20 protein-coding genes are annotated in these 24,816 nt (G+C 67.3%); 5 read left to right on the plus strand and 15 right to left on the minus strand.

Features of this window, described 5'->3' with window-relative positions:
- Positions 1–174: 174 nt before the first annotated feature.
- From FBZ88_RS17150 to FBZ88_RS17165, 4 genes are all read right to left on the minus strand, one after another.
- Positions 175–3,135 carry a TonB-dependent receptor domain-containing protein gene (locus FBZ88_RS17150; protein ID WP_211102705.1) on the minus strand — a complete coding sequence of 987 codons (2,961 nt, stop codon included), beginning with the start codon at positions 3,133–3,135 and terminating at the stop codon, positions 175–177.
- 447 nt (positions 3,136–3,582) lie between these two features.
- Positions 3,583–4,500, minus strand: coding sequence for an ROK family protein (locus FBZ88_RS17155; RefSeq protein ID WP_145618428.1), 918 nt, complete (start codon positions 4,498–4,500; stop codon positions 3,583–3,585).
- A complete protein-coding gene (locus FBZ88_RS17160) occupies positions 4,497–6,356 on the minus strand; it encodes an alpha-amylase family glycosyl hydrolase (protein ID WP_145618429.1) in 1,860 nt (619 codons plus the stop codon). Before FBZ88_RS17160 ends, FBZ88_RS17155 begins: the two co-directional genes overlap by 4 nt.
- Before the next feature lie 115 nt (positions 6,357–6,471).
- A complete protein-coding gene (locus FBZ88_RS17165; protein ID WP_145618430.1) occupies positions 6,472–8,946 on the minus strand; it encodes a TonB-dependent receptor in 2,475 nt (824 codons plus the stop codon).
- A gap of 356 nt (positions 8,947–9,302) precedes the next feature.
- Here FBZ88_RS17165 and FBZ88_RS17170 point away from each other — a divergent pair, with 356 nt between their 5' ends.
- A complete protein-coding gene (locus FBZ88_RS17170; protein ID WP_145618431.1) occupies positions 9,303–10,904 on the plus strand; it encodes a sodium:solute symporter in 1,602 nt (533 codons plus the stop codon).
- Here FBZ88_RS17170 and FBZ88_RS17175 read toward each other — a convergent pair.
- The 3 genes from FBZ88_RS17175 to FBZ88_RS17185 all read right to left on the minus strand — a co-directional run bounded on the left by FBZ88_RS17175 (position 10,873) and on the right by FBZ88_RS17185 (position 13,454).
- Positions 10,873–11,970, minus strand: a complete 1,098-nt coding sequence (locus FBZ88_RS17175; protein ID WP_145618432.1) for a LacI family DNA-binding transcriptional regulator — start codon at positions 11,968–11,970, stop codon at positions 10,873–10,875. The two genes, FBZ88_RS17170 and FBZ88_RS17175, sit on opposite strands and share 32 nt — an antisense overlap.
- 60 nt (positions 11,971–12,030) lie before the next feature.
- A complete protein-coding gene (locus FBZ88_RS17180) occupies positions 12,031–12,933 on the minus strand; it encodes an ROK family protein (protein WP_145618433.1) in 903 nt (300 codons plus the stop codon).
- Between the two features lie 80 nt (positions 12,934–13,013).
- Positions 13,014–13,454 (minus strand): baeRF12 domain-containing protein, encoded by a 441-nt coding sequence (locus FBZ88_RS17185; protein WP_145618434.1) that lies wholly within the window; start codon positions 13,452–13,454, stop codon positions 13,014–13,016.
- Positions 13,455–13,831: 377 nt separating this feature from the next.
- On the opposite strand from FBZ88_RS17185, the gene FBZ88_RS17190 reads away from it, so the two are divergent.
- Together FBZ88_RS17190 and FBZ88_RS17195 are read left to right on the plus strand one after the other, a co-directional pair.
- On the plus strand, positions 13,832–14,416 hold the full coding sequence (locus FBZ88_RS17190; RefSeq protein WP_145618435.1) for a chorismate mutase: 585 nt from the start codon (positions 13,832–13,834) through the stop codon (positions 14,414–14,416).
- Positions 14,417–14,540: 124 nt separating this feature from the next.
- Complete coding sequence (locus FBZ88_RS17195; RefSeq protein ID WP_004274125.1) at positions 14,541–15,119, plus strand: NUDIX domain-containing protein; 579 nt, start codon at positions 14,541–14,543, stop codon at positions 15,117–15,119.
- A 7-nt stretch (positions 15,120–15,126) separates the two neighbouring features.
- Here the strand turns inward: FBZ88_RS17195 and FBZ88_RS17200 are convergent, their stop codons facing one another.
- The 6 genes from FBZ88_RS17200 to FBZ88_RS17225 all read right to left on the minus strand — a co-directional run bounded on the left by FBZ88_RS17200 (position 15,127) and on the right by FBZ88_RS17225 (position 20,655).
- Positions 15,127–15,624 (minus strand): RES family NAD+ phosphorylase, encoded by a 498-nt coding sequence (locus FBZ88_RS17200; RefSeq protein ID WP_145618436.1) that lies wholly within the window; start codon positions 15,622–15,624, stop codon positions 15,127–15,129.
- Between the two features lie 8 nt (positions 15,625–15,632).
- Entirely contained in the window at positions 15,633–15,983 is a 351-nt protein-coding gene (locus tag FBZ88_RS17205; protein ID WP_145618437.1) for an antitoxin Xre/MbcA/ParS toxin-binding domain-containing protein, read from the minus strand.
- 71 nt (positions 15,984–16,054) lie between these two features.
- Positions 16,055–17,434 carry a serine hydrolase domain-containing protein gene (locus FBZ88_RS17210; protein WP_145618438.1) on the minus strand — a complete coding sequence of 460 codons (1,380 nt, stop codon included), beginning with the start codon at positions 17,432–17,434 and terminating at the stop codon, positions 16,055–16,057.
- A gap of 210 nt (positions 17,435–17,644) precedes the next feature.
- Positions 17,645–19,111 carry a catalase gene (locus FBZ88_RS17215; protein ID WP_145618439.1) on the minus strand — a complete coding sequence of 489 codons (1,467 nt, stop codon included), beginning with the start codon at positions 19,109–19,111 and terminating at the stop codon, positions 17,645–17,647.
- 129 nt (positions 19,112–19,240) lie between these two features.
- Positions 19,241–19,984, minus strand: coding sequence for a 3-oxoacyl-ACP reductase family protein (locus tag FBZ88_RS17220; protein ID WP_145618440.1), 744 nt, complete (start codon positions 19,982–19,984; stop codon positions 19,241–19,243).
- Between the two features lie 92 nt (positions 19,985–20,076).
- Entirely contained in the window at positions 20,077–20,655 is a 579-nt protein-coding gene (locus FBZ88_RS17225; RefSeq protein ID WP_145618441.1) for a TetR/AcrR family transcriptional regulator, read from the minus strand.
- Positions 20,656–20,979: 324 nt separating this feature from the next.
- On the opposite strand from FBZ88_RS17225, the gene FBZ88_RS17230 reads away from it, so the two are divergent.
- Positions 20,980–21,972 carry a LysR family transcriptional regulator gene (locus tag FBZ88_RS17230; protein WP_145618442.1) on the plus strand — a complete coding sequence of 331 codons (993 nt, stop codon included), beginning with the start codon at positions 20,980–20,982 and terminating at the stop codon, positions 21,970–21,972.
- A gap of 69 nt (positions 21,973–22,041) precedes the next feature.
- On the opposite strand, the gene folB is transcribed toward FBZ88_RS17230, so the two are convergent.
- Positions 22,042–22,407 carry a dihydroneopterin aldolase gene (folB, locus tag FBZ88_RS17235; protein WP_145618443.1) on the minus strand — a complete coding sequence of 122 codons (366 nt, stop codon included), beginning with the start codon at positions 22,405–22,407 and terminating at the stop codon, positions 22,042–22,044.
- 247 nt (positions 22,408–22,654) lie between these two features.
- Here folB and FBZ88_RS17240 point away from each other — a divergent pair, with 247 nt between their 5' ends.
- The gene (locus tag FBZ88_RS17240; protein ID WP_145618444.1) at positions 22,655–23,761 is read left to right on the plus strand and encodes a threonine aldolase family protein; all 1,107 of its coding nucleotides are present in this window, start codon (positions 22,655–22,657) and stop codon (positions 23,759–23,761) included.
- Positions 23,762–24,044: 283 nt separating this feature from the next.
- Here FBZ88_RS17240 and FBZ88_RS17245 read toward each other — a convergent pair whose 3' ends face one another.
- Positions 24,045–24,770 (minus strand): SDR family oxidoreductase, encoded by a 726-nt coding sequence (locus tag FBZ88_RS17245; protein ID WP_145618445.1) that lies wholly within the window; start codon positions 24,768–24,770, stop codon positions 24,045–24,047.
- Positions 24,771–24,816 lie beyond the last annotated feature (46 nt).

Here is a 24,816-nt window from a genome sequence, read left to right on the forward strand (position 1 = left end):
TGCCGCCAGCATCCTATTCCGGCTGCGATTTGTCTACCCTGAGATGGATCAAGCCTGCCATCGGCACCGGATCACCGATGTGGATTCGGCCGGGTGTGCGCTGCGTCGGTTCGATTTTATAAAAGAAAAAGCCCGCCCCCGGGGACACTGGGGGCGGGCTTCTTTTCCAGAGATTTAGAACTTCGCACCGGCGCTCAGGCGGAAGTACCGGCCCAGGATGGCGCTGAAGTAACGGTTGGTGCTGTAGCCCGCTTCCGGGAACGGCAGTTTGCTGTTCAGCACGTTGTCCACCATGAAGCGGACGCGATAGCCGCCATCAAACTCATACCCCGCCGAGGCGTTGAACATCACATACGGGTCCATGATCGGGTACTGATAGTTGGACAGGGGCGTGTTCACGCTGATGCGGGTTTCGCTGTAGTACTGGGTCTGCCACAGGAAGTCGAAACCGCCATTCTTGTAGTTGACATTGGCGGTGAAGTTGTTGCGCGGCTCCTGCACGCCGCCGACCGTGTACTGCTTGTCGCCGGTCCCCACCTTGTAATAATGGCTGAAGGTGTGCAGGTAGTTGACGCTGAAGTCGATGGCGCCGTAGTTCTCCGGTAGGCCCACGTCGCTAAGGGCGAAGGGGTAGTCCAGCACGGCCTGGAAGGCTTTGAAGCTTTCAATGGCGGCGTTGTAGTAGCCCTCGGCCACCGATGTCACCTGGCCGGTGTTGTCACGGACGAAGGTGCTGCAGAAGGAATTGCCGGGGGCGCCGTCATAGCAAGCATCCAGCAGATCGGTGGCGGTCAGCTGCGCGATCTCGTTGGTGATGTCGATGCTGATGTAGTCACCGGACAGGGTCAGGCCGGGAACGAACCGGGGGCGCAGCACGGTGCCGACCGTCCAGCTGTCGGCGATTTCGTTCTGCAGGTGCGGGTTGCCGGAGCTGGTGCCCGGGATGGTGAAGTCCACGATGTTGGAGGTGAAGGGTTGGGTGATCCCCGCGGCCGCGCAGTTGGCGGCGCGCGCGGCCGGGTTGGGCCCGCCTTTGATGTAGCGGGCATCGCAAGGATCGTCGGCGGTGTCGAAGATCTGGCCCGTGGGGCTGAAGGCCTCGGTGATGGCCGGCGCGCGGAAGGACCGGGTGTAGTTGCCGCGCAGGGTGATGTCGCGGATGGGCTGATAGGTGCCGCCGCCGGTATAGGACCAGAAGGTGCCCGTCTGGCTGTTGTCGACGAAACGGGCCGCCCCCTGCAGTTCCAGGTTATAGATCAGCGGCAGGTTCATGTCCGGCGCCACCACCGGGATATCCACTTCACCGAAGCCTTCGTTGGTGTGGTATTCGCCGGCTACCGGGTCGATGGGGATGCTGTTGCCGAACTGCGTCCGGGTGCCGTCGCCGTTGGGCTGGCCGTAGTAGAAGGCGCCGGGGTCGAAGTCCGTCGTTTCGCGCCGGTATTCATAGCCCAGCGAGAACTTGGCGTCGCCGGCCGGCAGCTTGACGATGTTGCCGTTGATGTCGGCTACGACGTCATACTGGGCGTTGTTCTGCTTGGGCTTGGCGATGGCGGTGACGTAGTCGATCGCCGCCTGGCTGGCCTGGTTGATGCCGAAGATGTTCAGCGGCGCGCAAGTGCTGCTGAGGGTGGCGATGGCGGCGTTGGTGTAGCCGGGGGCGCAGGTGATGTTGCCGTTTCCATCCCGCACCGCGTTGATGGCGTTGTAGAAGTTCTGGGTTACCAGTTCGCGGGCTTCGGTATCGGTTTCCGCGTGGCCGTAGTTGCCGGTGATTTCCCAGTTGAAGGTGCGGTTCAGCGCATCGAAGTCACCCTCCAGGCCCGCGACCACGCGGTAGGTGGTGGTCGTGCTCTGGAAGGCGCCGGTGGCCAGGTCAGTATTCGCGCGGGCCATGTAGAAGGTGCTGGGATCCCCACCGTAGGCGTTCAGATTGCTGATGATGGTCGCGCGGTCGGCGGCGCTCAGATAGGGATTGTCCGTGCTCAGGACCAGATTGCCATTGGGGTCGCCCGCGTTGCCGAACAGGGCGGTGTTGTAATAGGGCTGGTCACGCAGGTTCTGCGCCCGCGAGCGGCCATACCACAGCTCGCCGTTGAAGCGCAGATGGTCGGTGATGTCGTAATGGCCCAGCGCCGTCACCTGCTCACGATTGCTCTGCGTTTCCAGGTTGCCGAAGTCGGCGATGGGGAAGCCGCTGCCGCCCGCCTGGTAGAGAGAGCTGCCGGTCAGCTGGCCGTTGATGAAGGGCGTCAGCTGGCCGTTGGGGCCGAAGTACAGGGCTTGACCGGCGTCGTTGGTGATGGCGTAAGCCGGCTGGCCCCGGGAAATGGGAACACTGTCATCCACCATGGGCATGCCGGTGTTGGTGAACACGTTGTAGTGCTCGCCGCCGGAATAAAGCTGCTGAGTGTAGGTGTGGCCCTTGGTGGCGCTGCCGAAGAAGTTGTCGGCGCCGCCGGTGATGCTCTTGCGATCTTCCGTGGTCAGGCCGTTTTGCTTGTCGTACTGGGCGGCCACGGTGATGTTGCCACGGCCGTTGTTGAAGTTCTGCCCGAAGACGACCGAGGCGTTGTAGTCGGCGGCGTCACCGTACTCCGACAATCCGCTCTGCACGTTGACATCGACGCCCTGGAAATCCTTCTTCAGGATGATGTTGATGGTGCCGGCGATGGCGTCGGAACCGTAGGTGGGTGCGCCGCCCACCGCCACCACTTCCGTGCGGTCGATCAGGGCGACCGGGATGGACGAGAGGTCCACCGGGCTGCCGGCCACGGGGCCGAAGATGGACGAGGTGGCCGGGGAGACGAAGCGGCGGCCGTTCACCAGGGCCAGGGTGCGCTGGGACCCTAGGTTGTACATATTGGCAAAGGTCTGGCCCGCGCTGAATGAGCCCTGGGCGCCGATGGTGCTGTTGCCCGGCACGCTGAAGGCCGGCAACTCCTGCAGCGCCGTTCCCAGGTTGGTGAAGCCGCGCTTGGCGATCTCGTCCGAGCCCAGAACCTCCGCTGGCTGCATGGTGTCGAAATTGGCGCGCTTGATGCGCGAACCTGTCACGACGATTTCGTTGAGGGAGGACTGCTGTGCGCCATTGCTGGCGGTGGTGTCGTCCGTCTGCGGAGCCGCCTGCGCCACTTGCGCCTGTTCCGCAGGCGCCGGGATTGACTCCCCGCTCTGCTGAGCCCAGGCGCTGGCGGCTGTCCCCATAGCGCCGATGCCGGCACCAACCATTAAGGCGAAACGCAAACAATTGACTTTGCGGGAAGAACGCGACGATTGGGTAGACCGGCCCATAGTTGCCCCCGTTGTTATTGATGCCCGTTATGGCATCAATGGGAGGTTGACCAAACGGTCAGGGTCAAGCCGGTTTTGTTACTCCGTTGTTAATGTTGGCAATAAGCGTCGCAATAATGCAACACAACGTATAGAATTTTATAACTTTATGGTGCGGCAAAATGACCGCACCCATGCCGTTTTGGTTAGGTGGGCCATCTATGCGGTGCGGTCCATCTGGCGCGCACGATTACGGTCGTAGCGAGGGCGTTCCTGTACCGTAACGGCTAAGGTTGGCTCCCCAGCGACTCAGGCGGAAGCGGTTTCAAGGTATGTCCACCCCAGGGCCAAGGCGCCGGCCAGCCCCGCCTCCGCCCCTAGGCCCGGCGGCACGATGAAGCCGACCAGGCCCTCGGTCAGGACGGGGTGGTCGATGTAGCCGCCGATGTGACGTTCGGCATGATGGCGGACCTTGTCCAACAGGCCGGGTCGCCCGCCCACGCCGCCGCCGATGACGATGCGCTGGGGCGACAGGGCGAACAGCAGGTTGGCCGCCATCTGGCCCAGATAGTCGCCCACCAGGTCCCAGACGGGATGGTCGTCGGCCAGCTCCGTGGCCGGCCGGCCCACGCGCGCCTCGATGGCGGGGCCGCAGGCCAGGCCCTCCAGACAATCACCATGATAGGGGCAATGGCCAGCATAGGGGTCGCGGGCCGAATCGCGGCGCACCAGCAGGTGGCCGCCCTCGGGATGAACTAGGCCATGCTGCGGCCGGCCACCCACCACCACGCCCACGCCGATGCCCGTGCCCACGGTCACATAGACATGGCTGTCCAGGCCCTGCGTCGCGCCCCAGCGGCCCTCACCCAGGGCGGCGCCGTTGACGTCGGTGTCGATGGCGACGGGAACCTCCAGGGCGTTAACCAGGTGATCACGTACCGGCGCGCCGGACCACCCCGGCTTGGGCGTGCGGGTGATGCTGCCGTATTCCGGGCGGTGGGGGTCCAATTGCAGCGGCCCGAAACTCGCGACACCCACGGCGTCCAACCCGCCCATGCGGCCGCCCAGTTCGCGCAGCGTCTCGACGCAGCGCGCCAGCGTCTCCTCCGGCGAGGTGGTGGGGATGCGAACGGTCTCGATGCACTGCGGCCGCCCTGTACCCTCCATGACGGCCGCGCCCACGACGGCCTTGGTGCCGCCCAGTTCCACCGCCCCGATACGCCTCATGACCGGACCTCGATCCAGCGTGCCTGCCAGGCAGCTAGGGGCACGGCCGCCGGGTCGATATCCTTTTCCACCACCACGTCCCGCCCGGCGGATCCAGTGGGCAGCGCCACCGTGACCGTCTCGCCCGTCAGGTTGGCTAGGCACAGCAGGGGTCGGAAGCCGACGCGCCGGAAGCCCAGGACACCCGCCGGTAAGCCAGCCAAGGGCTGAGCAGGTTCCGCGCCATGCAGGGCGGGCAGGCTGGCGCGCACTCTGATCAACTGATGCAGGGCGGTATGGAACGCGCCTGCGGCGGCGGCGCCGTCATCGCGTCCAGCGGCCCGGTCCCAGTCCATGTACGGCCGATGCAGCCAGCGGCCTTCGCCATTGGGCAGGCCGGACAGCGGGGCGTTGGTCAGCGCGACCTCATCCCCCATGTACAGAACCGGCAGGCCATCCAGCGCCAGGGTGACCTGGTACAGCTGCAGCAGGCGCGCCAGGGCGGCATCCGTGTCCGCTTCGCCGGGGCGCCCTTCCGGCCGCAGGCCCACCAGCGAGGCCGCCATTCCGTTGGTGCTGGGTGCGCCGCCGCCATCCGCCTGGAAGGCGGCGCCCAGGGCGTAGCTGCCGGCCGTGGCGCCGGCGTAGAAGGCGGAAACCCGGTGCAGCGTCTCTTGCGGGATCAGGGCGGCCAGCGCGTCCCAGATGATGTCGTCATGGCAACGGACATAGGTGATCCAGGCCGCCTGCCGCGGCCGCCCAGACAGCCGGTCCAGCAGGGCATGGGCGGGGCTCGCGTCGCCGGTCGCCTGGGCCAGCCACAGGGCCGTCATCATGCCGTTGTTGTAGGCCAGGTGGCATTCGTTGGCGGCAGGCCGGCCGGTGGCCTCGTCCCGGCCGAAGAAGGACACCACGTCGTCCGGGTCGACGATGGCCTCGCCTTTCAGCAGCACGCCCGGTGCCGCGATGGCCAGCAGCGCCCGCCAGGCCTGCACGATCCAATGGGTCTGCGGCAGCCCCCGGCAGGACGTGCCCGGCGCCTTCCACAGGAAGGGCGTGCTGTCCAGGCGGAAGACGTCGACGCCCTGGTTGGCCAGGTGCAGCAGCACCTCCAGCATTTCCAGGAACACGGCCGGGTTGGCGTAATTCAGGTCCCATTGATAGGGGTAGAAGGTGGTCCATACCCAGGCGCCGCCACCATCGCGGGCCAGCGACGGCTCGGGGGTGAAATTGCCCGGCGCCGTCTTGGGGAAGACCTGGCCCAGCGTGGCCTCATAGGCGGCAACCTCGTCCGCACTGTCCAGCACGTGGTAATAGGCGCGATAGGTCGGATCGCCCGCCAGTGCTGCTTGGGCCCAGGCATGGTCGCGGGCCGTATGGTTGCACACCACGTCCAGGCACAGGGCCATGCCGGCCTGGTGGGCATCGTCCGCCAGCGCCCTCAAATCCTCTGCCGTGCCCAGGCGGGGTTCCACCGAACGATAGTCGGCCACGGCGAAGCCGCCGTCATTGTCGCCGGACTGCATGGCCAGCAGGGGCAGGGGGTGCAGATAGGTCACACCCAGGTCCGCCAGATAATCCAGCCGCCGCCGCACCCCCGCGAGCGTGCCGGCGAAGCGGTCGACATAGAAGCAGTAGCCCAGTTGGTCCGGCCGCTGGAACCAGTCGGGCTCCGCCTGACGCCACGTGTCCAGGTCGGCCAGGGCCTGCGGCCGGTTCCGCGCCGCCCGGGTGACGGCCTCACGCACTTGGCCCAGCCAGTGGTCCGGTCGGGGGGTGCCGCCATACAGGCGCCGCAGCAGGGCGTCGGCCACGGGCCAGTGCCGGTCCAGGCGGTCGTGCAGGGCCGCAGCCCGGCTGAGGACGGAAGAAGTCATGCCGTGAAAGTCCCAGGAGGGTCGATGTCAAAAAGAACCGGCTGGCGGGAGGGCGCCCGCGACGGGCGTTCCCACCTGGGGAGGGAAAGATGGGGCCCACCAGCCGGTACCAGGGTCAGAAGCTGTATTTGACACCGGTCTTGAAGGTGCGACCGTTGATGGACCGCGCCAGCAGGATGCCATTGCTGGGCACGGCATCGGTGGTGCCGTCCACCTCGGTCAGCCCCAGGGTGTTGAACAGGTTGTTGGCGGAGAACGACCAGACGATGTCCTTGGTCAGGTTATAGGTGGCGAACAGGTTGACCTGGGCATAACCGGGCATCACCAGCTTGTTGGTAGTGTCGGCGTAGCTGTCGGTGGTGCCGATGATGTTCACGCCCACGCTGTAATCGTTGCCCGCGTAGGACGGGGTGATCTGATAGACGAAATCGGCCTGGCGCTGGGGCACATTGCCCACGTCACTGGGGGTGATCTCATCCTTGGTGATGCGGGAATGGGTGTAGGTGACGCCGGCGTCCAGCTGGAAGGCGCCGTAGCGGTAGCTGGCCTCCAACTCCGCCCCTTCCGCGTCATAGACGCGGGAGATGAAGCGCTGGGTCAGCGAGGTCACGTCCTGGTTGGCTTCCTCGGTGTTGGCGTAGAAGCCGGTGAGGAAGACGCTGAGGCCGATATCCGACCGCCATTTCACGCCGCCCTCGGCCTGCTTCACTTTGTTCACCGCGTTCTGGTAGGCGGTGGAGCCATCGGGGTTGATGGAGCCGAAGGCCAGACGGTCGGCGTTGGCGCGTCCACCCTCGCTATAGCGCACGAACAGCGCCAGATCGCGGTCGATGGCGTAGTTGGCGCCAATGGAATAGGAAATGTAGTGCCAGTCGTAGTTGACCGGGCTGGCCGCCGACTGGTTGACCACCGGCACCGTCAGTTCCGGCACCTGCAGCACACCGTCCTGGTTCACGTCCAGGGACGTGGTGCCCGTGGGCCCGGCGTAGCTGCCCGAGGCATGGCCGTAGTCATAACGCAGGCTGGCGTCCACCGTCAGCTTGTCCCAGGCCCAGTTCAGGGCGGCGTAGGGCGCGTCGATGTCATAGTGCATGTCATAGCTGCGCACGCAGCAATTGCCCCAGTAGGGCTCGCCATAGGCGACCAGGCCGTTGGAGGTGACGGCCTTGCCACTGGCGTTCAGCACGTTCAGCAGCGCGCCGTCCTTGCCGTTGACCGTCTCCAGATAGGTGTTCCAGTGCCAGTCCATGTCGATGTTCTGGCGGGCCTTGTAATAACCGAAGGAGACGGCGCCCGTGCCCAGGGGCAAAGTGTCCAGCGTCCTGGTGACCTTCAGGTCGTTGGTGTAGGTGCCCAGGTCGTTGAGCTTGACGTTGAACAGGGCGATGCGGGATGCCAGCCCGTTGCCGCCCACGCTGGCGGCGCCGACCGTCTGGCCGGCGTTGGGGCCGCTGGCGTATTGCAGGGTGGCGCCGGTGCCGCCGATTTCCGTCGCCAGGACGGAGGCGCGGTCCACTTCCTGCGGGTAGGGGCCGACGAAGTCGCCGGTGTTGTCGGCCACGCGGAACTTGTCGTCCAGCGTCCAGCCGGGCGCCACCTCGAACGAGGCCTCGCCGCCGAATGCCGTGCTGACCGGGTGATAGCCGTCGCCGATGTTGGTGGTCAGGCGGTTGCCGTTGGCATCTATCGCCAGGTCCTTGCGGAAGTAGGGTGATTGGAAGGCGCCGCTCAGCGCGTCGAATCCGGGCAGGGAGGAGATGTGCGGGTTGCTGCCGCTGCCGGAAATGGCCAGCGGCACCGGGAGGTAAACGGGCGAGCGGTCGTTCAGATACTTGAAGTCCAGGCGGATGAAGCCCTTTTCCATGTCGTGGGTGACGTTGGCCTTCACCTGGCCGCCGTTCATGGCGTCGTCATAGCCGACGGAACGCGGGCCCTCGCCGGTGTGGTAATAACCGCCGACATGGAAGCGCCAGCCGGGGGCGATGGGGCCGCCGTAGGCGAAATCGGCCCGGGTCTCGTTGTAATCCAGCCCCCGGGTCAGGCCGATGGCTCCCCCCTCCTTCTCGCCGGTGTCGCTGACGAAGTTGATGACGCCGCCGGGCGCGTTGCTGGCGAAGGTGGAGGCGGAGCCGCCGCGGACAGCCTCCACCCGCGCCACGTTGTAGTCGGCGCGCAGATAGGTGTCGGCGGTGCCGAAGGCGATGTCGCCGAACTGCATCACCGGCAGGCCATCCTCCTGCAACTGCAGGAACTTGGCGCCACCGGAGGCGACCGGCAGGCCGCGGACCGCGATGTTGGCGTTGCCTTCGCCGCCCGACGCCTCGGCCCGGAAACCGGGGATGTTGCGCAGGATGTCGGCGGCGCTGCTGGGCGCGGATTGGGCGATCTGGTCCGGGTTCAGCGTGCTGACTGAGATGCTGGTGTTGAACTTGCTCTGCGGCAGGGCCGTGGCGGTGATGACGATTTCATCCATGTCCAGGCCCTGCGGGGCTTGGTTCTGGGCGGGAACCTCATCGGCCAGGGCGGAGGTGAACAGGGCGGGCGTGACGGCGGCACCCAACAGCAGGGCGCGGGCCAAATGGCGCTTCATGGTGATCTCCCTAGTTTGTCTTTTTTTTGATTATCGATTGTGGGCGACCTCCCCGGCCGCCTTTGGACGCCCTTACCCAAACACACGTTACAACCGATTGCAATAGTCTTTTGGAACTTTGCTGCGTCGCTTCATTTCGCGAATGACACGGTGCGCAGCGGGCGCATTAATCTTTATTAACCAACAACTTGCCAGCCCACTTGATGGCGGATCAATGGGCGAGCCAAGGCGGCAGCAATTGTTTTTTTATACAACCGATTGCAATTTCCCGCCGGGACGGTCAAGGTGCGTCCGCTGGGGCGCGCTTCGATGCCGCCCCGGCGCCAAGGATAAGCAAGAGTTGAAGGGAGGATGGGATGAACGGCGGCAGTCCGCTGGGGTCCTGGGATGTGGCGATCATCCTGGTGTATGTCGTGGTCATCATCGCCATCGGCTTGGTGGTCAGCCGGCGCCAGCGTACGGCGTCGGACTATTTCCTGGCCCATAAGTCCAAGACCTGGCCCGTCATCGGCCTGGCCCTTCTGGCCTCCAACATCTCCAGCACCACGCTGATCGGCCTGGCGGGCGCCGCCTACGACCACGGCATCGCCGTCTTCGATTATGAATGGATGGCCGGCATCGTCCTGGTGTTCTTCTGCATCTTCCTCTTGCCCTTCCTGCTGAAGACCGGCGTCTATACCACGCCGGAATTCCTGGAACGGCGCTATGACCGGCGCTCGCGCCTGCTGTTCTCAGGGCTTACCCTGTTCCTGAACATCGCGGTGGACACGGCCGGTACGCTGTACGGCGGGGCGTTGATGTTCCAGCTGGCCTTCCCGGCCGTCCCCATGGGCGTCATCGTGCTGCTGTTGGCCCTGGGCGCCGGCATCTACACTACGGCCGGCGGCCTGGCGGCGGTCATGGTGACGGAAACCATCCAGGCTGTGCTGCTGCTGACCGCCGCTGCGGTCATCGCCGTCATGGCCTTCAGCCAGGCCGGCGGCTGGGATGCGGTGATGGCCGCCACCAAGCCGGAGATGTTGAGCCTCATCCGCCCGGCCGGCGATCCAGTGCTGCCCTGGACGGGCCTGGTCACCGGGGTGCCGCTCATCGGGTTCTATTTCTGGTGCACCAACCAGTTCATGGTGCAGCGCGTGCTGTCGGCGAAGAGCATCGACCATGGCCGCTGGGGTTGCCTGTTCGCCGGCCTGCTGAAACTGCCGGTGCTGTTCCTGATGGTGCTGCCCGGCACCGCCGCCCTGCTGCTGTTCCCGGGACTGCCTCGGGGCGACCTGGTCTACCCCTCGCTGGTGTTCAAGTTGCTGCCGGCTGGCGTGGTTGGCTTGGTGGTGGCGGGCTTCCTGGCGGCCATCATGTCGGCCACCGCCTCCACCTTCAATTCCGCCTCGACTCTTGTGACCATGGATTTCGTGCGCCTGCGCTGGCCCCATCTGGGCGAGAAGCGGCTGGTGACCACCGGGCGCCTGGCCACCCTGGCCTTCATGGCCCTGGCCGTGCTGTGGGCGCCGCAGATCGCCCGCTTCGGTTCGCTGTGGCAGTACCTCCAGGCCATCCTGGCCTACGCCGTGCCCCCGGTCGTGGCCCTGTTCCTGGTGGGGCTGTTCTGGGCGCGGGCCAACGCCACGGGGGCCTTCGCCGCCTTTGCCGGTGGGTTGGCCCTGGGCTTGGGCCTGTTCGTCTACTGCGTGGTGCTGGGCCACGGCGGCCCGCATTTCCTGCTGATGGCGCCCGTGCTGGTACTGGCCTCCGCCCTCATCCTGGTGGTGGTCAGTTTGGCCACGGGTGACGGCAAGCCGGGCACCGACCAGTCCAAAGAGGGCGCGGCGCTGGTATGGACGCCGGCCGTCTTCCGGGCGGAGACGGCTACCCTGGCGGGGCAGCCGCTGTGGATGAACTATCGCGTGCTGTCGCTGGGCCTGGTGGGCCTCACCGCGATCCTGGTGTGGTGGTTCCGCTGAGGGCGGCACCGCAGCTGGCCCGCACTACCAGCTCGGTCGGCAGCATGACCGAGCGGGCGGGGCGGCCGGCGATCTGCGCGAACAGCAGGTCCACCAGCAGGCGGCCGCCGGTGGCGGTATCCTGGCGCACGGTGGTCAGCGCGGGGTTGTAGAAGGCCGCCATCTGGATGTCGTCATAGCCGACCACGGCCACATCCTGGGGCACCTTCAGGCCCTGGTCCTGCAGGGCGCGGATGGCGCTGATGGCAATGACGTCGGAACAGGCGAACACCGCGTCGAAGGATGCGCCGCCGGCGATCAGGCTGCGCATCGCCGTCAGGGCTGCGGCGCTGGCGAAGCGCGTGGGCACGTCCAGCGCCGGATCGGGTTCGATGCCCGCCGCCGCCAGGGCCGCGACATACCCCTCATGGCGCAGGCGTATTTCCGGCACCGTGCGCTGACCCAGGAACACGATGCGCCGCCGCCCCTGGGCGATCAGGTGGGCCACGGCGCGCTCCGCCCCCGCCCGGTTATCGGATCCCACGGTCACATAGTGCTGCTCGGGCAGCTGGGCGCCCCACACCACCAGGGGCATGCCGCGGGCGGCCAGCCGCTCCAGCCCCAGGTGGGCGGTGCTCTGGCCGATGGCGATCAGCCCATCCACCCTCCCGGTGTCGACCAGGTCGGCCATGCCGTTCGTCCGCCCGGGACCGATCTTGGACAGCAGAAGATCATAGCCGTGGTCGGCAACGGCGTCGGCGATATGACCCAGCAATTCCAGGAAGAACGGGTCGGAAATGGGCTGGTCGTGTTCGTGCAGCAGGGGGATGACCACGGCGATGGTGTGCGTGTGTCCCTTGCGCAAACCCTGCGCCCGCGTGTCGACCCGGTAGGAGTGGGACTCTACCAGGGCCTGGATGCGAGCCCGCGTCTCCTCATTCACCAGCGGGCTGCCGGACAGGGCGCGTGATACGGTCGATTTGGAAACACCGGCCATGCGCGCGATGTCGTCCATCTTGACCGCGCCCATCTTGGTCCTCGCCTGGCCTTCCTGTGTCGCGGCCGTCGCGGCCGGCTTATCAGCCATGTCCTGATCCTGACAGTTCAACCAGCGGACCATACAACAGCGGGTCTGGATTGCCGACGGTCACGGCGCGTCCCACCCCAGGGCCAGGGCGCCGGCCAGCCCCGCCTCTGCCCCCAGGCCCGGCGGTACGATGAAGCCTGTTAGGCCTTCGGCCAGGGCGGGATGGTCAATGTAGCCGCCGATGTGGCGTTCGGCATGATGGCGGACGCGGTCCAGCAGGCCGGGCCGCCCGCCCACGCCGCCGCCGATGACGATGCGCTGGGGCGACAGCGCGAACAGCAGGTTGGCCGCCATCTGGCCCAGATAGTCGCCTACCAGGTCCCAGACGGGGTGGTCGTCCGCCAGGTCCGTGGCCGGCCGGCCTATGCGCGCCTCGATGGCGGGGCCGCAGGCCAGGCCCTCCAGGCAATCGCCGTGATAGGGGCAATGACCGCCGTAGGGGTCGCGGGCCGGATCGCGCCGCACCAGCAGGTGGCCGCCTTCGGGATGCACCAGGCCGTGCTGCGGGTGTCCGCCCACCACCACGCCAACGCCGATGCCCGTGCCCACGGTCACGTAGACATGGCTGTCCAGGCCCCGCGCCGCCCCCCAGCGGCCTTCGCCCACGGCGGCGCCGTTGACGTCGGTGTCGATGGCGACGGCAACCCCCAGGGCGTTGGCCAGGTAATCATGTACCGGCGCGCCCGCCCACCCTGGCTTGGGGGTACGGGTGATGCTGCCGTATTCCGGGCGGTGGGGGTCCAGTTGCAGCGGCCCGAAACTCGCGACACCCACGGCGTCCAACCCGCCCATGCGGCCGCCCAGCTCGCGCAGCGTCTCGACGCAGCGCGCCAGCGTCTCCTCCGGCGAGGTGGTGGGGATGCGGACGGTGTCGATGGGTTGGGGCCGCCCTGTACCCTCCATGACGGCCGCGCCCACGACAGCCTTGGTGCCGCCCAGTTCCACCGCCCCGATGCGCTTCATGCCCTGCCTCCCGCTTTTGAGGCGGGCATCCTGCCAAGGGCGGGGCCGTCTGACAACGATGGCAGTTGCCGGCCGCGTGGTTAGGCGGCCAGCAATTGCTGTATGTCCGGCACCGGCAGGTTGGTCAGGTCCTTGGCCACCTCAGCCACGATGACGTCACGGGTCGCCGGGGTCAGATGCTTGCGCAGAATGCCCAGGGCGCGCGGCGGGGCGGCCAGCACCATGCGGCCGACCGTGCCGGCCTGCACCATGGTGTCCAGATGCTGGGCCACATGGGCCAGGAACTCCGCCTCCGCCTGTTCCTGCCAGTCGGTTTCCTCGGTGGCGCTGCGCACGGTGCCCATGCCGAAGCGCCCGGGCTGGTCGGTGCCCAACTCGCGGGTGGGCGTGGTCGGCCGCGTCTCCGTACGCTGGACGGTCAGGTTCAGGGCTTGGGCGTCGCCGTCGTTGCGCAGGACCAGCATTTTGGCGCCGTCGCATGTCACGATCCAGCTGTGCCGGGCAATCACAATACCGTCCATGATCTCATCCCTCCCAGTCGATGCTCGTTCGTCACCCGGGCTTACGGGATCCGAATTTACGGGACCCAAGCCTGCGGGGACGCCTGCCGGGGAACGGCGGGGCGGTGGAAAGGTTCCAGCCCTTCGGGCACCCGGTGGCCAAGAGACGTGCGACACAGGGCGGAATCGACAGCTGGCCCGACAGGGTGGAAAATTTTCCGGCCATCCTCAAGGTCTGGGATTCCGCTTGTCTCCACACCCGTCCGCACGCCAGTCTGAGGCGAGAGAGCCCGCCCAAGCCTTGAAAGGGGAACCATGACCGTCGCGTCCAACGACCGCCGCCTTGATGGAATCCCGGTCCGCGTGGATCGTCGCTTCACCGGAACGGATGGTCGCTGATGGTGCGCGGGTGTCTCCTGGCCTGTGTCGCGCTGGGTATGGCGGTCATCGGCATGGCTTCCCCGGGTAGGGCCGCGCCGCCGGCGGACACGGCTGACAGCCTGCGGGCCGTGGTCGAGGCCTCGGCCGATCGCCTGGCATTGGCCCATCAGGTGGCATTGTCGAAGTGGGACAGTGGTGCCGCGGTGGAGGATGGCGGACGCGAGGCGGTCGTGATCATGAGCGCCGTCTCCCAGGGCGAAGGCCAGGGGCTGGAGCGCATCTGGGTGGCCAGCGTCTTCCGCGCGCAGATCGAGGCCAACAAGCTGGTGCAATACGGCTTGATCGCGGACTGGGCGCGAAGCGGGGCGGCGCCGGACCATGCGCCCATCGACCTGGTGCGTGATGTGCGCCCGCAATTGGACACGGCGCAGAAGGCGCTGATGGCCGCCCTGCCGGGCGTGGCCCCCTTGCGCACACGGAAGACATGCCGGGCGGAGGTGGCGGCGGCGGTGAACGATTATCTCTATCGTCGCCAACTGCCGGCGGGCACGCTGGACGCCATCGCGCTGGACCGCGCCATGGTCGGGGTGTGCGGCGGCTAGCCCTGCGTGTCGGGCGCAGGTGGGGTTCGCGCCCCGGGGGATGCGAGCGGAACCGGTCTTGCGACAGAATGATTGCCTTATCGAGCCCGGCGCGCTGCCGCGGCCCCTATGAAAGCGTATCGCCATGAAAGACCGCATTCGCGTTCGTGAGGACCGTCTCCTGTCCAAGGGCTGGTCCGAACTGCGCAGCGTCACCTTCGACTATCACCGCCGCGACGGTGACTGGCAGACCATGACGCGCGAGGTTTATGACCGGGGACACGGCGCCGTCATCCTGCCCTATGATCCGGTGCGCGGCACCGTGCTGCTGATCCGCCAGTTCCGCTATGCCGCCTACGTCGCCGGCTACACGACGCCCATGATCGAGGCGGTGGCCGGCCTGCTGGACGACACCTCGCCCGAGGAAACCATCCGCCGCGAGGCGGAGGAAGAGGCCGGCTGCCGCATCGGTGAGGCGCGCAAGGTGTTCGAGTCCTTCATGAGCCCCGGCTCCGTCACCGAACGCCTGACCTTCTTCGTCGCCCCCTACAGCGCCGCCGACCGTGTCGGCGCCGGCGGCGGCCTGGTGGCGGAGGGCGAGGACATCGAGGTGCTGGAGCCCACCCTGGATGAGGCGCTGGCCATGGTGGCCGACGGCCGCATCGTGGATGCCAAGACCATCATGCTGCTGCAGTACGCCAAGCTGAACGGGCTGGTGGGCTGACGATCCGTCAGCGGGCAAGCCGTTGTTCGTCGTCGATGAGGGTCAGCCGGCACGGGGCTGCGGAACCCCATCGCCAGAGCACCAAGTTCAGGTCCATCGCCCCGGCGCCACGGGCGTAGCTGCGGACCAGCAGGCCGTGGAAGCCTTGTGCGATAAGGCGCCGGGCGAAGGCCTGGGTGGGGGCCTCCCCAGTCTGGCGCATCCGCTCGCGCCAAGCCGGGTCGGCCAGGCCGTCGGCATCCATGCCTTCCGAGGCCAGCGCGGCGGTATCGCGGGTGTCGAAGACGGTGGCGATGTCCGCGTCATAGGAGACAAGGGTGGTGGGTTGCAGGGTGCCCACCTGGTTGGCCTCCCGCACCGCCGTCATGATGGAGAGGGCGCAATAGAGCGCTGGTGTGCCCTTGGTGTTGAAGCGGCCACCATGAAACTCCGCCCCCCGCCCGGACAGCGGCTCCCGGGCGTACACCGGATTCAGCGCACGATAGAGCAGGCCTCGATACTCCATAGGCGGGGCTAGGCGTGGATGCCGGCGTCGACGGCGTCGATATAGTCCAGCACGTCATCGGCCCGGCCGCCGCGCACCAGTTGCATCGCCGTTTGACCGGCGAAGCCGGCCAGGGGTTCGGAGCGGTACCAGGCGTAGGCGATCAGGGCCGAGCCGAAACGTGGCTCGACCTTGTTGATGACCTCCACCATTTCCCGCAGCCGCCGCTGGGTCTTGGCGGACCGCAGGCGATCCTTGCGCTGGATGGCGTCACGGCCCAAGCCGGCTGACCGGGCGATCTCCTCGCTGGTGGTGCGCAGGCTGTCGGCGATCTTGGCCGGTGCGAACAGGCCGTCGTCCGCATATTGGGTGAGTGACATGGCCGTGATCCTGATAGCCACCATATATGACGCAATATGGCGTCAATTCCTGCGGCTATCAAGCTTGGCGGTCAGTCGACATAGACCAGGAACTGTTCATACCGCCCCGCGTCCGCCCGGGCGACGATGCGCACGCCACGGCTGGCGTAGCGGGCCTGATAGATCTCCTCGGTGAAGCCGCCGCGCAGGCGGCGGGCAATGGGCTTCAGGTCCGTCACGGCCCCTAACGGGCCTAAGGTCGCGGCATAGTCCGCCAGCGCCGCCGGGCTGAAATAGGCGGCGCCATTGGCGGTCAGGTGGGTGGCGTCGGCGTGGCCATGGGCCAGGCCCTCCAGGAAGACGCGCGCGGTCGCGGTTTCCTCCGCGCTGGGTTGGGTTGCCAGCGGCAACAGGGCGCTGATCTTCTGGGCGATGCCGGCCGGGTCGCCATAGTCGCTGTTGACCAGCACGACGATGGCCATGCCCAGGTCAGGCCACACCCGGTTTTCCGCCAGGAAGCCCGAGACCTCGCCACCATGGCGCAGCAGGCGGGCGGCGCCGTCGCTGGTGACCGTCAGGCCCAGGCCATAGCGCGCGTCCTGGCCGTTGTTCAGGCGCACGCTGGTCTCCATGGCGCGCCAGCTTTCCGGCTTCAGCAGTTTCTGTCCCATCAGCGCGATGTCCCAGCGGGCCAGATCCTGCGGCGTGAGCGCCAATTGGGCGGCGCCCACCAGCCAGCCCGGCGCCTCCTTCGGGGCGGGGCGCGGCTCGCCCAGGGCATAGCGGGTGTAGCCAGCGGCGTCCTTGGGTCCCAGCGGGCCCTTGTCGATGTCGGCGGCGTCCAGGCCCAGGGGCTTCAGCACCCGGTTGGTGAGGAATGTGAAGAACGGCTGGCCCGAGGCCTTTTCCACGATGCGGGCGGCGATGGTGAAGCCGGTGTTGGAATACTGCCAGGCCTCGCCCGGCTGAAAATCCAGCGGCACCCGGGCCCAGCGGTCGAAGATGCCGTCGGCCGTGATGGGCTTTTCCATCATGGCTGGGACGTAGTCCTGCGGCCAGAAATCACGGTAGCCCGCCGTATGGCTCAGCACCTGGCGGATTGTGATGCGGTCCCCGTCGGTCAGGTTGGGGATGAATTTGCCCACCGTGTCGTCCAGCGACAGCGCGCCGTCCTCCACCAGCAGCATCACCGCGGCGGCGGTGAACTGCTTGGAGACGGAGCCGATGGCGAAGCGCTGCGCCGGCGTCGCCGCCACCGCCGGCTCCCGCCGCGCCTGACTATAGGCGTGAACGTAGGCGATGGTGCCGTCGCGCACCACGGCGATGGAGGCGCCCGGCGTGCCGCTGGCCGCCAGCGCCTGTGTCACTGCCGCGTCGATCTTGGCGGTCACGTCGGGGGCGAGGTCCGCGCCGGTGGCGGCGCCAGACAGCAGCAGTCCACTCATGAACAGGGTGGCGAGCAAGGTACGCATGAGCTTCCCGGGGTGGGCTGAAGGGACGGCCATCCTGTCACTCCATCCCGTGTTAGGAAACGGGGCTTAGTAACGCGCTAACGCGCCGGCCAATCCAAAGACCGTTGCCTTCAGCGCAAGAAAAAGGGGCGGCCCTCCCGCTCCTTGGAGAACCGCCCCTCGACCGGCATCGGCTGGGTGGGAGGATCCGCCGGTGCCCCTGTCACCGGATCAGCGCGCGGTGGCCACCGCCAGGGCCAGCAGGGCCTGGGCCACGCCCTCGCCATAGGCCGGGTCGGCCTTGGTGCAGTTGGCGATGTGGCGCTCCTGGATCGCCGCCTCCGCCCCGCTCAGGGAGCGGGCGGTGTTTTCGAACAGCAGCTTCTGTTGCGCCGGGTTCATCTTGCGGAACAGGATGCCCGGCTGCTCCCAATGGTCGTCGTCCACGCGATGGTCCCAGTGCGTGGCCGTCCCTTCCAGCGGCAGGGGCGGCTCGGCGAAGTCGGGGTGGTCCGCCCACTCGCCATAGCTGTTGGGGTAATAGTGCAGCGTGCCGCCCTGGTTGCCGTCCGTGCGCATGGCGCCGTCGCGGTGATAGCTGTGGAACGGGCACTTGGGCGCGTTCACCGGGATGTGGTTGAAGTTCACCCCCAGGCGATAGCGCTGCGCGTCGCCGTAAGAGAACAGCCGGGCCTGCAGCATCTTGTCGGGGGAGAAGCCGATGCCGGGCACGATGTTGGCGGGGGAGAAGGCCGCCTGCTCCACCTCGGCGAAGACGTTGTCCGGGTTGCGGTTCAGCTCCATCACCCCGACCTCGATCAGGGGGAAGTCCGCCTTGGGCCAGGTCTTGGTCAGGTCGAAGGGATTATGCTTGTGCGCCTTGGCCTGGGCCTCGGTCATGACCTGGATGGACAGGGTCCAACGCGGGAAATCCCCGGCTTCGATGGCGCCGAACAGGTCGCGCTGGTGGCTTTCTCGGTCCTTACCGATGACGGCCTCGGACTCGCCGTCCGTCAGGTTCTCGATGCCCTGCTGGCAGGTGAAGTGGAATTTCACCCAATGCCGCTCATTGGCGGCGTTGATCAGGCTGAAGGTGTGGCTGCCGAAACCATGCATGTGGCGATAGCTGCGCGGGATGCCGCGCTCGCTCATGACGATGGTGACCTGGTGCAGCGCCTCGGGCAGCAGGGTCCAGAAGTCCCAGTTGTTGTTGGCGCTACGCATGCCGGTGCGCGGGTCCCGCTTCACGGCGTGGTTCAGGTCGGGGAAGCGCAGGGGGTCGCGGAAGAAGAACACGGGCGTGTTGTTGCCCACGATGTCCCAGTTGCCTTCCTCGGTATAGAACTTGACGGCGAAGCCGCGGATGTCGCGTTCCGCGTCCGCCGCTCCGCGCTCGCCAGCCACGGTGGAGAAGCGGACGAACAGGGGCGTCTGCTTGCCCACCTCGGCGAAGATCTTGGCCTTGGTGTAGCGGCTGACGTCCTGGGTGACGGTGAAGGTGCCGTGAGCGCCCGACCCCTTCGCGTGCATGCGCCGCTCGGGAATGACCTCACGGTCGAAGTGGGCCAGCTTTTCGATCAGCCAGATGTCCTGCAGCAGGGCGGGACCGCGCGGCCCGGCGGTCTGGATGTTCACATTGTCCACCACCGGCGCGCCGGTGGCATGCGTCATGTGGGGTTTGGATAGGGTGTCGGACATGGGTGCGGGCTCCATGAAGGCGTGGGGGAAGCCCGGGGTAGAGGCCCCGGCGCTCACGCGTCGGATTTGGCCCGCAAGCAGGGGTGGGTTTCATTCACAACCCGCCCTGCCGTTGTTGCGCCAACCGCATCAGGCGGTGTAGCCGCCGTCGATGGTCAGGCAGGCGCCGGTGATGAAGCCGGCCTCCGGCCCCGCCAGGTAGGCCACCAGGCTGGCGATCTCGCTATCCTTGCCCAGGCGGCCGATGGGCATCAGCGTCATCAGGCGGGTCAGCACGGCCGGGTCAGTGGGCACCATGTCGGTGGCGGTGGGGCCGGGTTGGATGGCGTTCACGGTGATGCCCCGGGGGGCCAGGTCGATGGCCATGCCCCGCGTCATCGCCGCCACTGCCCCCTTGGTCATGCTGTAGACCGATGCGCCGGGAAAGGCGGTGCGGTCGGCCGCCACGCTGCCGGTGGTGATGACCCGCCCGCCGGCGCTCATGTGGGGCAGGGCCGCCTGCACCGCCGCGAAGGCGGCGCGGACATTGACCGCCACCATGCGGTCGAAGGTCTCAAGCGGGTAATCGTCCACCAGGCCATGGGTCAGCAGGCCGGCGTTGTTGACCAGGATGTCCAGCCGGCCGTGCACCTGCGCCACCTCATCCACCGCCTCGCGCAGGGCGACCACGTCGGCGCTGTCGGCGCGGATGGCCAGGGCCCGGCCACCCGCCGCCTTGATCTCGCCCACCACGGCTGCGGCCGGCGCCTCCGACGAAGCGTAGGTGAAGGCCACGGTGGCGCCGTCATGGGCCAGGCGGCGGACGATGGCGGCGCCGATGCCGCGAGAGCCGCCGGTGACCAGGGCGATCTTTCCGCCGAAGGGAAGGGTCATGATGTCCATCTCCATATGGTTACAGATGTAACAGTCTAATATTTGGCTGAGTTTGGTCCTTGAGGCTCAGGGAGCCCAAGGGGGTTAAGCAGTCACTTCAGGCTTTTCAGCGCCAGGCGGGCCACGCGCCGCAGCGCGTCGGCGCTGGCGCCGGCCCGGGCCGACACCTTCAGCCCGGCCAGGGTGGCGCCCAGGAAGGCTGCGGCCGTGGGCACGTCCACGTCCGGTCCCATTTCGCCCGCCGCCTGGGCGGCGGTCAGTTGGGTTTCCAAGGCGTGGGCCAGGGTGTGGGCCGAGGCGTCGCCGATGGACGCGATCTCCGCGTCCGCCCGGCCGAACTCGCACACGGCGCTGATACCCAGGCAACTGGGATGGTCGGACGCCACCGCCTTGGCGATGAAGGCCATGAAGGCATATTCCACCCCCGTCAGGGGCGTGGGCGCCGCCGTCATGGCGCGGATGAAATCGGCCACGTTCTCCTGGTTGTAGCGGCGCAGGGCCGCGAGATAGAGCTGCCGCTTGTCGCCGAAGGTGTCGTACAGGCTCTGTCGGCTGATCCTCATGGCGCGGAGCAAAGCGTCGGTCGAGGTGCCCTCGAAGCCGTGCTGGGAGAAAAGGGCGATGGCGGCGTCCAACGCCACCTCGCCGTCGAATTCCTTGGGCCTGGCCATGATTCCTAGATAGTTATTCCGGACTGATCTGTCCAGAATTAATCGACAAAAAGCCGCATGATTCTTCTAAGTCTCTGGATGTGAAGCGATATTGGCCGCCGCAAAAAGTGCCGCCCTGCAACATTTAACAAGGCTTAACGCCAAATCGGTGCAGGTCCGGACAATAGTGGTGCGGTTGGCGCACATACACTGCAAGGCGAATGGGGGCTAAGCCGCCGCCTGGTTGGGGTCCGTCGCGGACCTCTGGCATTCCCCCTGTGATCACCAGACCTGAGGTCCGCGGTCTCCCGACCGCCGACCCGGAACAGAGATGAGGGACGCGAGATGTCAGACGTTGCGATGAAGTACTTCTACGCCACCGCCATCCACGGGTCGATGCGGGCGGCCAGCCAGAAGATGAACGTGGCGGTGTCCTCCGTCAGCCGGCAGATCGCCCAGCTGGAGGCGGCCATGGGTATGCCCCTGCTGGAGACCGGCCGCCGGTCGGTGAAGCTCACCACCGCCGGGCAAATGGTATTCGACTACTACCAGGCGCAGATGGCCGACCGTGAGGCCTTCACCGCCCGGCTGGAGGCGTTGCGCGGCATGCGCATGGGCGCGGTGGAACTGGCGGTGGGCGAGGGCTGCACCGTCCAGGCCGTGCAGGGGGTGCTGGAGACCTTCCAAAGCCGCCATCCCGGCGTCGAGCTGGCGCTGCACACCGTCTCCACGGCTGAGCTGGTGCGCATGGTGGTGGATGACGAGGTGCACATCGCCATTGGCGCCCAGGTACCCAGCGATCCCAAGGTGCGCGTCCGCACCTCCGCCCGCCAGCCGCTGATGGTGGTCAGCCGCCCCGACCACGCCGTGGCCAAGCGTGGGGCGGTGACCCTACAGGATCTGTCCGCCCACGATCTGTGCCTGTCGCCGCGTGACACCCGCATCCGCCAGCTGCTGTCGGCGGCGGAAATGCGCCACCAGGTCTGGCTGCGCGCCACCATCACCACCAACTCCGTCCATACCATGCGCGAACTGGCGCTTAGCGGCCGCGCCGCCACCATCCTGCCGCGCGCCGCCGTGCTGGCCGATCTTGAGGACGGTTGCCTGGTGGCCACGCCGCTGTGCGATGTTGAGGCCGACACCACGACCGTTGACCTGGTGACCCGTCTGGGACGCCAACTGCCCCACGCCGCCACTCTAGCCCTGTCGCTGCTGGAACAGCAGGTGCACCGCTGGGGCCAGGGCGGCGGCTATCAGACGGGTGCCCCTGTCACCGCGCCGATGGCGGCCGTCCACGGCCGGGCCGAGCGCCGCGTGGGCCTGGAAGCCGTCGCCTGAGCCTGCGCGCCGCCATGGTCAGGAAGGGGGCGGGTCCGCCCTTTCGCGCCCGGATGGCGCCAGTGCGGATCATCCCCTCCCCCGGCTGATGCGCACCGACACGCCGTCGATGATGGCGGGAACGGGGGCAGAGGGCTTGTCCACCTGCACCGTGATGGTGTCGATGCGGGGGAATTCCTCCAGCAGGGTGCCGGCCACCGCCTCCGCCACCGCCTCGATGGTCATGAAGCGCCGGGCGGTGGCGACGCGGGTGGTTGCCGCCGTCAGCTTGGCATAACACACGCTCAGATCCCAATCGTCGGCCTTGCCCGCCACCGACAGGTCCAGCGTGCAGTCCAGCGAGATGTAGAAGCGCTGGCCCAGCTTGGCCTCTTCCGCCGTTAGGCCGTGGTGGGCGTAGATGGCGATGCGGTGGACCAGGATGTGATCGGTCATGGGGTGGTTTCCTCTCAGGGCCGGGGTCAACGCCACTGGGTCCCGCACACTGGGCCCGGCACAGGCTGCCCTTTCGCCGGTGCGCTGTCACGGCCGTTCCGTCACGCCTTGCCCAGCCTGCGCTGTGGCATAAATGTGGGCATGTGATTTGGCTGTTGCGCCGGGAAAGGGGCCGTCGCAGGGTGGCGCCCTCCGTGCTAATGGCCATCCCCCAGCGGGTTCTCCCGTAAAACCGGATCGTACGCCCATGCCTGCCGCCCCCGCCGGGACTCTTGCCGCCCACCGCCAGCGTTTGCGCCTGGATTGCCCCGTCGTCTTCCCCGGCTTCCGCACCCTGACCCCGGCGGAGGAGTTCCGGGCCGTGGCCGACTGGTGCGACACGAACGGCGTCACCCATGACCAGTACGGCCAAGGCGACCTCCTGACGGCGTTCGAGGGCACGGTGGCGGGGCTGCTGGGCAAGGAGGCGGCGGCCTTCATGCCCAGCGGCGTCATGGCCCAGCTGATCGCCATGCGGCTGTGGACCGAGGTCAGCGGCGTGCCCCGCTTCGGCATGCCCCACACCTCCCACCTCGCCCTGCATGAGGAGGAGGCCTACCAGGCCCTGTTCAACTTCCACGGCGTGCCGGTGGGGGATCGCCGCCGGCCCATCCTGGCCCGCGACCTGGCGGCTGTGTCCCAGCCGTTGGCCTGCCTGCTGGTGGAACTGCCCTTGCGCGAGATCGGCGGGCAGCTGCCGGATTGGGACGAGCTGCAGGCCCTGAAGGAGCTGGCGCGGACGCGCCAGCTGCCGCTGCACATGGATGGCGCCCGCCTGTGGGAAAGCCGCGCCTATTACGGCCGCAGCTATGCCGAGATCGCCGCCGGCTTCGCCTCGGTCTATGTCTCGGTCTACAAGGGCATCGGCGGCGTCGCCGGCGCCGTGCTGGCCGGTGACGTCGATTTCATCGCCAACGCCCGGCTGTGGCAGCGGCGCCTGGGCGGCACCCTGGTCCGGCAGAGCCCCATGGTGGCCACCGCCGCCATGCGCTTCGAGACGCGGCTGGCCCAGATGGACGCCTGCTATCGCCGCGCGCTGGACCTGGCGGCGGGCCTGGCCGGCATTCCCGGCATCCGCCTGAACCCCGCCGTGCCGCAGACCAACATGCTGCACGTCTTCTTCGATCGCCCGGCGGAGGTGGTGGCGGAGACGCGGGATGCCATCGCCGGCGGCGATGGCCGCTGGGTGGCGGGGGAAATCCGCCCCACCGACGTGCCGGGCTGGAGCGTGACGGAGCTGTATGTCGGCGATACCCTGCTGGGCCTCGACAACGCCCAGGTGCTGCCCTACTTCGCGCGGCTGGCCGGCGTTTGACGGACGGCGCCAAACGGGTCGTCGCTGTCTCAGGCGGGCTGAATCTCGCGTAAGTGCTATCCGGAAATTCAACGCCGTATTCGGGATATCGGGTTGTTCGAGAGCGACAATGCAGCACCCCTTCGCGTCTTTGGCGCGCTGGAATTGGCCGGCGGAACACGGGAGCCCCTATCCGCGTGGGGGCATGTCGATAAAGCCCATTAATTCAATGATAAACGAAACTTCTTGAGCACGCGGTCGTGTAAGAGTGAGGCCATTGTTTTGCAGGGGTACTCGCAGTGCCTCAGCCCCGCCCCAGGAAGGGCTGCCCTATCGGCAGGATCACGGATTCCAGGACGTTGATCTCCGCCGGCATCGCCGCGACGCAGTGGATCAGGTCGGCCACATGTTCCGGCTGCATGGTTTGTTCCGGGCCGAGCCGGTCCAGCCCGGGAACCAAGTTCGTCATGGCCGAGCCCGGGCGGATGACGCCGGCGGTGATGCCGTGGCCGCGGCCGTCCAAGGCGATGGCGCGCGTCAACCCGTCCAGCGCGAATTTCGACGCGGTGTAGGCGGCGGTGTCCTCGCGCGGGGTCAAGGCAGAGATGCTGCCGACCATCAGGATGCGCCCCCGCCGACGGGGCTTCATCAGCCTAACGGCTGCGCGGCTGCACAGGAACGCCGATGTCAGGTTGATGTCCAGCACCTCCCGCCACCGGGCCAGGGTCAATTCCTCCAGCGGGGTCTTGTCGGCGATGCCGGCATTGTTCACCAGCAGGTCGGGGAAGCCGAGGTCATGGCCGATGGCGGCGAACACGTTCTCCACCTGATCTTCCCGCGTCACGTCGGCGGCGTAGGCCTGGGCGCTGCCACCGGCGGCCCGCGCCTCGGCCGCGACCGCCTCCAGCCGGTCCAGGCTGCGGGCGACCAAGGCAACCTTCATGCCCGCCGCCGCCAGCCTGCGACCCACGGCCGCCCCGATGCCGGAACTGGCGCCTGTCACGATCGCCACCTGGCCGGAAAGGTCCATCCTTAAAATCCTCTGTTCACATCCGACTGATCATGCTTCTAATATG

It is taken from the genome of Nitrospirillum bahiense (assembly GCF_007828025.1).
GTDB lineage: Bacteria > Pseudomonadota > Alphaproteobacteria > Azospirillales > Azospirillaceae > Nitrospirillum > Nitrospirillum amazonense.